Annotated in this window: 4 protein-coding genes; all 4 read right to left on the reverse strand. The window is 43.5% G+C overall.

The features are described from left to right. Positions 1-7: 7 nt before the first annotated feature. Positions 8-3,109, reverse strand: coding sequence for a SusC/RagA family TonB-linked outer membrane protein (locus tag AC1DRQ_RS20360; protein ID WP_477426588.1), 3,102 nt, complete (start codon positions 3,107-3,109; stop codon positions 8-10). A gap of 406 nt (positions 3,110-3,515) precedes the next feature. After that, a complete protein-coding gene (locus AC1DRQ_RS20365; RefSeq protein WP_477426589.1) occupies positions 3,516-5,672 on the reverse strand; it encodes a DUF2231 domain-containing protein in 2,157 nt (718 codons plus the stop codon). A 103-nt stretch (positions 5,673-5,775) separates the two neighbouring features. Then, positions 5,776-7,233: a DUF1501 domain-containing protein gene (locus AC1DRQ_RS20370; RefSeq protein WP_429393218.1), complete on the reverse strand. Its 1,458-nt coding sequence runs from the start codon at positions 7,231-7,233 to the stop codon at positions 5,776-5,778. A 5-nt stretch (positions 7,234-7,238) separates the two neighbouring features. Continuing rightward, positions 7,239-9,378: PSD1 and planctomycete cytochrome C domain-containing protein (locus tag AC1DRQ_RS20375; RefSeq protein WP_477426590.1), on the reverse strand; the 2,140-nt coding region annotated here is incomplete at its 5' end.

The following is a 9,378-nucleotide window of genomic DNA, read 5'->3' on the forward strand; positions in this document are numbered from 1 at the left end:
GATCATTTTAAAATGTAACATTTACACCAAGGTTAAGTACTCTTTGCTGCGGATAGTAGCGACCATTATTCACTGTACCTGTAGCACTTTCCGGATCAAATGAAGGTCCGAAACTATCAACCGAAAACAGGTTATTACCGCTTACAAATATCCTTGCAGCCTGAACCTTGATCTTGCTCAGCCATTCTTTAGAGAAGTTATACCCCAGCTCCACATTCTTCAAACGAAGAAAAGCATCGTTGCGTAACCAAAATGTCGACGGGTAGGCATTTGAACCGTAGGTACGGCTTGTTGGGCCATTAAAGGTTCGCGGGTATGTATTATCCCCCTCTTTTTGCCAGCGACCGGTAAAAAACTCTTCGGCCATATTTAAACCGTTAGGTATCAGGATAGCTTTTGCACGCGCCTGCCCCTGGAAAAATATGGTCACATCAAAATTCTTGAATTTGGCGCCGAAGGTGGTACCGTAAAGTAATTGAGGTGTATTGGATAATGTGCTGCGTACTTTATCCAGGTCGTTGATTTGCCCGTCGTTATTGACATCTTTATACCTTATATCGCCAACGCCTGTGCCTACAGGATGGGGATACGAATTAAGTTCAGTGGTATTCTGAAATATACCATCGGCCTGGTATAGCAACCATGAATCTATAGGGAAGCCTGTACTTTTTTGGTAATCGGGCACATTGGCCGGTTCTGCCCGGTAGATGATCTTGTTAACCGCATAAGTCATGTTCGCGCTGATATTGTAAGAAAAATCGTTGCTTACGCGTTTACCATAACCCAAATCAATTTCGATACCTTTATTGTTTACTTTACCCAGGTTTTCATCGGGTAAGGTAAGGCCTGTATAGTCTGGCACAGCTGCACTTGGCGGTATCAGAATATCCTTGCGTTTGGATTGAAAAACATCAATACTTACCGATAAGGCATGGAATAACTGAGCATCTAAACCTATGTTGGTAGTAGTAGCCACTTCCCATGTAATATTGGTATTAGGTGTTGGCCCCAATATAAAACCCGGCGCCTGCGTTGCATTTGGGCCGTAGTAATAGCCGCCTCCCAAATACTGTGAAAGCTGACCAGCCTGCAGGCCATATGTTTGTATGTACTGGAACGCGCTCACCGCATCATTACCAGTTTTACCCCATGATGCTCTCAATTTCAAATCATCAATAAATGAAGAATGAAAAAAGCTCTCCTGCGAAATTCTCCAGGCGGCAGACAATGAAGGGAAAAAGCCAAAACGCTTTCCGGCAGGGAAATTTGGCGAACCATCATAACGCATATTGTAATCAAGCAAATACCTGTCATCATAATTATAGGACAACCTGCTGATAAAATTCTGACGGGCAAACTGCCTGGTTGATGAGTTATTGGTAGACCCGGCGGTACTGCCGGCAAATAGTTCGGTAACGGTATTACTCAAGAAACCGGTTCTGTAAGCATCAAGTTCTTTATAAGTTTGCTGCTGCTGTTCATAGGCAACAAACGCCTCAATGGTACTTTTATTGAATTTATGTTCATATCCCAATTTCAGGTTGATCAACCGGCTTGTCATTGAGCTATCCTGCAAAGTGAGATTTGGAGGAACGGTTGAGATGTATTCATCATAATTCTGGGTGTTTTTGTTATAGCTATAGGCCGGAGGTGGCATAGCGGTAAATCCTTTATAATCAATAGAGTTTACATCATAGGCAAAATAACCATCAAGGTGCAGGCCCGGGGTTATTTTTGGCAAGGCCCAGCTAAACGATGTTTTGGTTTGTAAAAACTGGTAATCATTATTAGTAAAGCCTAAACCACCATTCAATATATATACCATACTGGTAGCAGGCCCGCCACCTATACCAACACCAACTTTTCCGTTAGGATATACCGGTACCAGATAAGGGTACGCGCTCCAAAGCTGACTGAAGATAGCCCCGGCATCGTACCCTGGTGATACGCCCTTTTTGTTTTCGGCCCGGTAAGCTACATCTACACCTATTTTAAAATTGTTTGTGGCCGCTATATCAATATTGGCCCGAGCGTTGTCATTCTTATAACGGTCGGTTCCGCCACGGTATAAACTATTCTGATACAGGTGCTGACCTGAAAGATAATATTTTATTTTTTCAGATCCTCCCCTCAAAGTTAATACGTTGTTTGTTTGCGTTGCCCATGGCCTCATCACCGCATCCCACCAATTGGTGTTTGGGTGGCCCAGCGGGTCGGAGCCATCTTTGTATTTCTGAATGTCATCAGCGGTATATTCAGGCTGCTGCCCTACCAGCTGATTATACTCATTGGTAGATTGCGCGTACTCCCATGAGCTGAGCATTTTTGGAACCCTGGTAGGTTGGGTGATAGAAAAATTGGAGGTGAATGATAACGAGGTTTTACCTGTGGTTCCCCTCTTGGTTGTGATCAAGATAACACCATTGGCGGCCCTTGCACCATAAATAGCACCGGTTGCATCCTTAAGTACTGTAAAAGATTCAATATCTGCCGGATCAAGGCGATTAAAACCGCGGTCTGGTATACCATCCACAACAACAAGTGGACCTGTATTGCCACCAAGAGTCCCTTTACCCCTGATCAGGATTTTAGCATCATCAGCTCCGGGTTCACCGCTGGGTGTATTGGCAATAATACCCGAAACCGCTCCTGCCAACGTGTTAGAGACGTTGGCAACCGGTGATTTTTCAAGTTCGGTACCTTTAATAGTACTTACCGCACCCGTTAGGTTAGCTTTTTTTCTTGTTCCGTAACCAATAACAACAACTTCGTTCAGTTCACCGGATCTCTTATCCGGAACCAACGCTACGTCTCCGGTCCAATCACTACTAACCTTTACCGTTTTCTTTTCATAGCCGATAAAAGTGAATACAAGAATGGCATTATTATCCGGAACATTGATGGTATAAGATCCGTTCGAATCGGTTGTGGTTCCCTCTGAACTTCCCTGAAGAAGAATACTCACACCCGGTAAAACTAAACCACGTTCATCCCTTACATGGCCGGAAATCTTTTTAAGTTTTTGGGAGAAAGCCTGCTGGGAACAAAGCAGCAAAATGCCGCATAGCATTAACAGGCCTAAGTTTTTAGGTGGTACTTTTCTTTTCATAATTGGTTTTTTTAATTTAGTTATTCTATTCTGGTCTATTCTTATAATAAAGGTAGAAACATTTTAGATACAAACAAATTTTTCCTGATTAAAAATTATCCTGCCATTACTGCTAATAATTTGATTACCAGTCCCAATTAAATTACCGAACTATTTTATGGGTGATTTTAAGCAAGCAACATCAGATATTTCTATTGCGTGTTGCAGAAGGTGCTTTTGGTTTGAGTGTTAAATTTAAGCCTGGTGAGCGGCTAATATGGTGATCATAAAAAAGTAAAAGCCGCCCTTTCGGGGCAGCTTTTACTTAGAATAAGATTTATAACATAAAAATACATCTGTTTACAATCTTTGGCGATTTTGCATAAAAATTAAAACAGAACCCTTTCAATTTACCAGGTTCAATTTTCTAATTTAAAAACAGCTCGTCTGTAAAAACCCATCCGGGTTTACCTTTTGCCGGGTGCCAGGCTGGCACTTTTTTAAGTGGCCTTGCCATTAATTTTATGCAGGATATGGAGGCGGTCGTTTTAAGCCTGCACTCCAGGCTGATGACAGCAACCGGATCTTTTTTATGCGGGGGTGCTGTGCTTAGTGTGCTCAATAATTTTAAGTGTTGCTCATCTGTACCTCCCCAAACTTCGATTTCGGCCGGTAAAAATATCTGGCCATCTATATTACGTATTGTATTTAGCGTAAGCGAATGCAGATTGATTGGTTTTTTAAACAGCAGTAGCATAGTCATATCCTTTTGAGAGCCCAGCCATTTCATATTACCATAATTGGTACCGCCAAGCTCTTTATCAATTACTGTTTTAGCACCATCAGCGTAATACTTGCTATCGGCGGGGGCCAAAAAACTAATACTATCGGGCGTATAAGTATTTTTGTAGAAATTAAATTGTACGGTATCACTACCCAGCCATCCGGCTTTAAAGGCCCGTGCACGCAATGTTGTACTTGTTGTAAACACGGTGCCTGGTTTATAGGAAACTGATCTTGTACTATCCGGTACACTACCATCGGTAGTATAACGTATATCCACGCCTTTTATGGGGTTGCTCAGTTGCAATTGGAATGATTGCTGGAATATTTGACTGGTATTTTTAAGCAGCGGGCTGGTGAGTTTTAAAGGTCTGCCGTCATCTTTATAACCTGATAGAAGCCTGATCCTTTTATTTGCCGCCTGCAATTGTTGTATCTCAGCTTGTTTTAAACCGGTATCCCAAATGGCTAATTCCGTTATGCTTTTTATACCCATAATTTGATTTACAGCATCAGGATTTAGTTTGGTTCCGGCCAACGACAATGTTTTGAGATGTTTAAGCGATGCCAGATCCTTTAGCCCACTTCCATTAATGTCAGAAAAATTAAGATTAAGCCGACGTAGGTTTTCAAACCGGGCAATGGTTTTAAGATCTGCATCTTTTACCGGCATTTTATTCAGATCGAGTGCCACGACCTGCTTTTTAATGGGATTTAACTCATCCAGCATTTTTACAGAATAAGTGCTCTTGTTATAAATATTTACTGCCAATGCCGGAGATTCATTCGCCAGGGCATATATCACCCTGTAGTTATTGTTAAGCTTTTTAATGTCCTTATCATCGGCAGCCGAAAAATCATATATTTCTTCGGTACTTTCAGCCGGTTTTAACCGGGTTGATGCCAGTACTCTTAAAGAATCTGTTTCGGGCAGTTCAATTACTTTTTTCTTGAAGTCAGGATTGCCTTTTATCCACAGATAGAGCAGCATTTTCTCCTGGTCTGTTAATTGGGGTTTGCCGGTTGGTGGCATGTGCTTTTTCTCTTCCTCGGGTAAGTGTATACGCTGCAGTAACAGGCTGATGGCAGGCTGCCCTTTAACAAACAATTTGCCTGTTTTGCCACCTTTAAGTATAGCAGCTGCATTGGTAAGCATTAGGCCGCCTTTCATTTTATCAGGATTATGACAACTGAGGCATTTGGCCTCAAAAATGGGTGCAATAACATCCTGGTATACCAGTGCCTTATCAACCGATACTGTATTTTTCTCTTTTTGAAAAATGGGAGCCAGCAAAAAATCTTCACCATGAGTAAGATCGGCACCAAAATGCCCGGCAAATATCAGGCAAAACAAGGTAACAAAAGCGCTGGTTTTGGCCATGGTTGCTGTATAGCGCGATGAGTTTCGCCATAAATAAATGATATAGGCTACAAAAGCCACACTCACTCCAAACCATTTATGCCATTGTAAAGTACTACCCTCGTAACCAGGTTCTTTTGACAGGAACAAACCCATGATAACGGTAAGGGACGACAAGAGCGCCCCCAGAACCAGCAGATAAGTGGAGAAGCGCTGATACAGTTTTTCACCCGAGAATTCGGGCCTGAAACGAAAAAACTCCATCACCATGGCCAGCATCAGTATCACTATAGGAAAATGCAATATAAGCGGGTGCAGGCGACCAACAGGCTGTAGCCATTTAGGTACAACCAGGCTATTACCGGCTACCAATAAAACTACAATGAAAATATTTAATGTAAATAATAATCCTTCTGCAAAACCTTTGTGGCTGGTCTTCATTAAAATAACCTGTATATAAGCAGCAATGCTTTAGTTTAAACTTCTGTAATTTTGTACACCTCTCCCTCTCTTCGCTTTCAGCCGAAAGCGGGTATCATATCGTTTACGTTATTATCCCCTTCACTACCTTACCCGCCACGTCAGTTAACCTGTATCTTCTGCCTAAACTTTTAAAGGTTAGTTTTTCATGGTCGATACCCAGCTGGTTAAGTATGGTAGCATGAAAATCATGTACATGTACCGGATCTTTTACAATATTATAACCAAACTCATCCGATTCGCCATACACGATGCCCGGCTTAATGCCGCCACCGGCCATCCATATACTGAAACAACGCGGATGATGATCACGGCCATAGTTGGCTTTTTCAAGTTTACCCTGACTGTAATTAGTACGTCCAAACTCACCGCCCCATATCACCAATGTTTCATCAAGCAGGCCACGTTGTTTAAGATCAGTAACCAACGCTGCTGAAGCCTGGTCTACATCTTTGGCCTGCCCGGCCATTTCCTGTGGCAGGTTAGTATGCTGATCCCATCCCTGGTGGTAGAGCTGTACAAAGCGAACCCCGTTTTCTGATAGTTTACGTGCCAGCAGACAATTTGCAGCATACGTACCGGGAATAAGGCAATCAGGGCCATACATCTTTACAATATCGTCTGATTCTTTAGATATATCCATAATTTCAGGAACTGCGGTTTGCATGCGATATGCCATTTCGTATTGCTGTACTTTGGCATTTATTTCAGGGTCGCCAAATTCTTTATAATTAATATCATTGAGTGCGGCCAGGTTATCCAGCATTTTTCTGCGCTCATGCCTGTTCAACCCATCCGGGTCGTTCAAATAAAGTATGGGGTTTTCGCCGCTGCTAAATTGTACCCCCTGGTGAATGGAATCTAAAAAGCCATTGCTCCACAATTTGGAGTATACCCCCTGTCCGTTGCCTTTCCCTTTTGATAATAATACGGTAAATGCAGGCAGATTTTTATTCTCGCTGCCCAGACCATAACTTACCCATGAGCCCATGCTTGGACGGTTACCCTGCTGTGCCCCGGTTTGAAAAAAGGTAAGTGCGGGGTCATGGTTAATGGCATCTGTGTTCATTGACCTGATGATGCAGATATCATCGGCAATTTTACCTATGTGCGGGAACAGGTCACTCACATAAGCACCRGATTCACCGTATTGTTTAAAATCATAATAAGAACCAACCAGCGGAAAGGAAGCCTGTTTGGCTGTCATCCCGGTAAGGATCTGGTTGCCCCGAACAGATGCAGGCAGTTCCTGCCCCATCATATCACGCAGCTTGGGTTTATAATCAAACGATTCCAATTGCGATGGCGCACCATCCTGAAATAGGTAGATCACCCTTTTTGCTTTAGGCGCAAAATTAGGTATGCCCGGAATAAAATCAGCCTCACTTTCACCACCATTGCCACTAAAAAGATCTGGAATAAGCAAAGAGCCCAGGGCAACACTACCTATACCTAAACTAAGCCGGGAAAGGAACCTGCGCCTGTTAATATTTAACCGGCTTTCTAAAAAATCTTTTTCCATAGCTCTTAAGTTTTGGTTATTGCTTCTTCTAAATTATAAATGGTATCAACCACCTTCATCATAGCGGCCAGTGTTATTTTATCCGGGTTAGCAGGCAGCGGGTATTCACCAACACTCAGCAACTTTTCCGCATCAGCTTTTTTTATTGTTTTGAGACCGTCGTTATAATAAGCAGTTAATATAGTCAGCTCATTTTCTTGTGGATGGCGGCACATAATGAGCCTGAAAGCCTTAATGATCTTATCTTTAGCCACGCTGTTATCCTGTAATAACCGGGCGGCCAATACACGGGAAGCTTCCAACACGGTTGGATCGTTCAGCATCACAAGTGCTTGTAGTGGTGTATTGGTACGTAAACGCTTCACTTCGCACTGGTCGCGGTTGCTGGCATCAAAAATACCCAATGAAGCAGGCGGTACAGTACGTTTAATAAGGGTATACATGCCCCTTCGGTAAAGGTTGGGGCCATGCACCTGTTTATAATTGGCCAATAAACCACGGCCCGATGTGGCGTTTTCCCAAAGACCTGGTGGCTGATACGGATTAACACTTGGGCCGCCAATAGTACGGGTTAACAGACCGCTGCTGGCCAGTACCAGATCGCGTACAAACTCTGCGGGCAAGCGATAACGTGGCCCGCGCGACAGGTATGTATTTTCAGGATCTGTTTTTGCTTTTTCGGGTGTGAGGATTGCCGATTGACGGTAGGTGGCCGACATTACAATCTGTTTCACCAGCCGTTTTATATCCCATCCATGTTCCCTGAAATCAACTGCAAGCCAATCCAGCAGTTCAGGATGTGACGGCAGATCGCCTTGCATGCCAAAATCGCCCGAACTTTTTACGATGCCTTTACCAAAAAACTCCTGCCAGGTTTGGTTCACAAATACCCGGGCAGTAAGCGGGTTGTTTTTATTAAACAGCCACCCGGCAAGGCCAAGTCTATTTTTAGGATAGTTGCTGGTAAAAGGCAAAATAGATTTGGGAGTTCCGGGTTCAACCTCATCACCATGCGCATCATAGTTACCGCGCTTCAGGATGTATGTTGGGCGTACTTTATCACTATCGCCCATTATGGATACGATGAGCTTTGCGGTGTCCTGCTTATTTATAAAATTTAACACCTTTTTTACATCCTCATTGCTGATCTGCATCATTGGCTTCTTAGCATAGGTTTCAGGGCCCCCAACGGTCGATTCGATACCTACCTCCTTTACGTTGTTAAAAAAGGAATACATCTGGTAATATTCTTTTTGCGAAAAAGGGTCGTACTTATGATCATGGCAATGGGCGCACTCCAGCGTAACACCCAGTAATGCCTTGCCGAAGGTATTGGTACGATCGGTTACGTAACTTACCCGGTATTCCTCATCAATTACGCCACCTTCTTCGGTTATTTTATGGTTACGGTTAAAGCCTGTTGCCAGCAACTGTTCTTTGGTAAAATTTGGCATCAGATCGCCGGCCAATTGCCAGGTTATAAATTTATCGTAAGGTAAATTTTCATTAAAGGCATGTATTACCCAATCGCGCCAGGGCCACTGGCTGCGGTAATTATCATCCTGGAAACCGTGCGAATCGGCATAGCGGGCAACATCCATCCAGTGCAGGGCCATTTTTTCGCCATACTGTGGGCTTTGCATAAGTTGGTCAACCGCTTTTTGATAAGCACCGGGGCTTTTATCAGCCAAAAACGCATCCATCATTTGCAGGCTGGGTGGCAAGCCGGTGAGGTCAAGCGATACGCGCTTAAGCAGGCGCTCCTTATCGGCCTCAAGGTTTGGCTCGATTCCTTTTTGCTCCAACTTTTGCAGTATAAAATTATCTATCTGATTTTTGGGCCATGCGGTATTTTCCACTGTGGGGACAGGCATTGATTTTGGAGGAATAAATGCCCAGTGTTTTTCATATTTAGCTCCTTGTTTTATCCATTTTTTTATCAGCTCAACCTCATATGACGATAATCTTTTCAGGTTTGAGGCAGGTGGCGGCATCATCTCGGCAGTGTCCTGGGTTGAAATGCGCCGGTAAACCTCCGACTGATCAGGCTTGCCGGGAACCAGCGCATGAGCCTGTGGGTTATTTTTTAAGACATTATAGGCGCTTTCGGGCATATCAAGCCTCAAACCGGCCTCTCTTTTACTG

The organism is Mucilaginibacter sp. P4_E8, assembly GCF_056401495.1.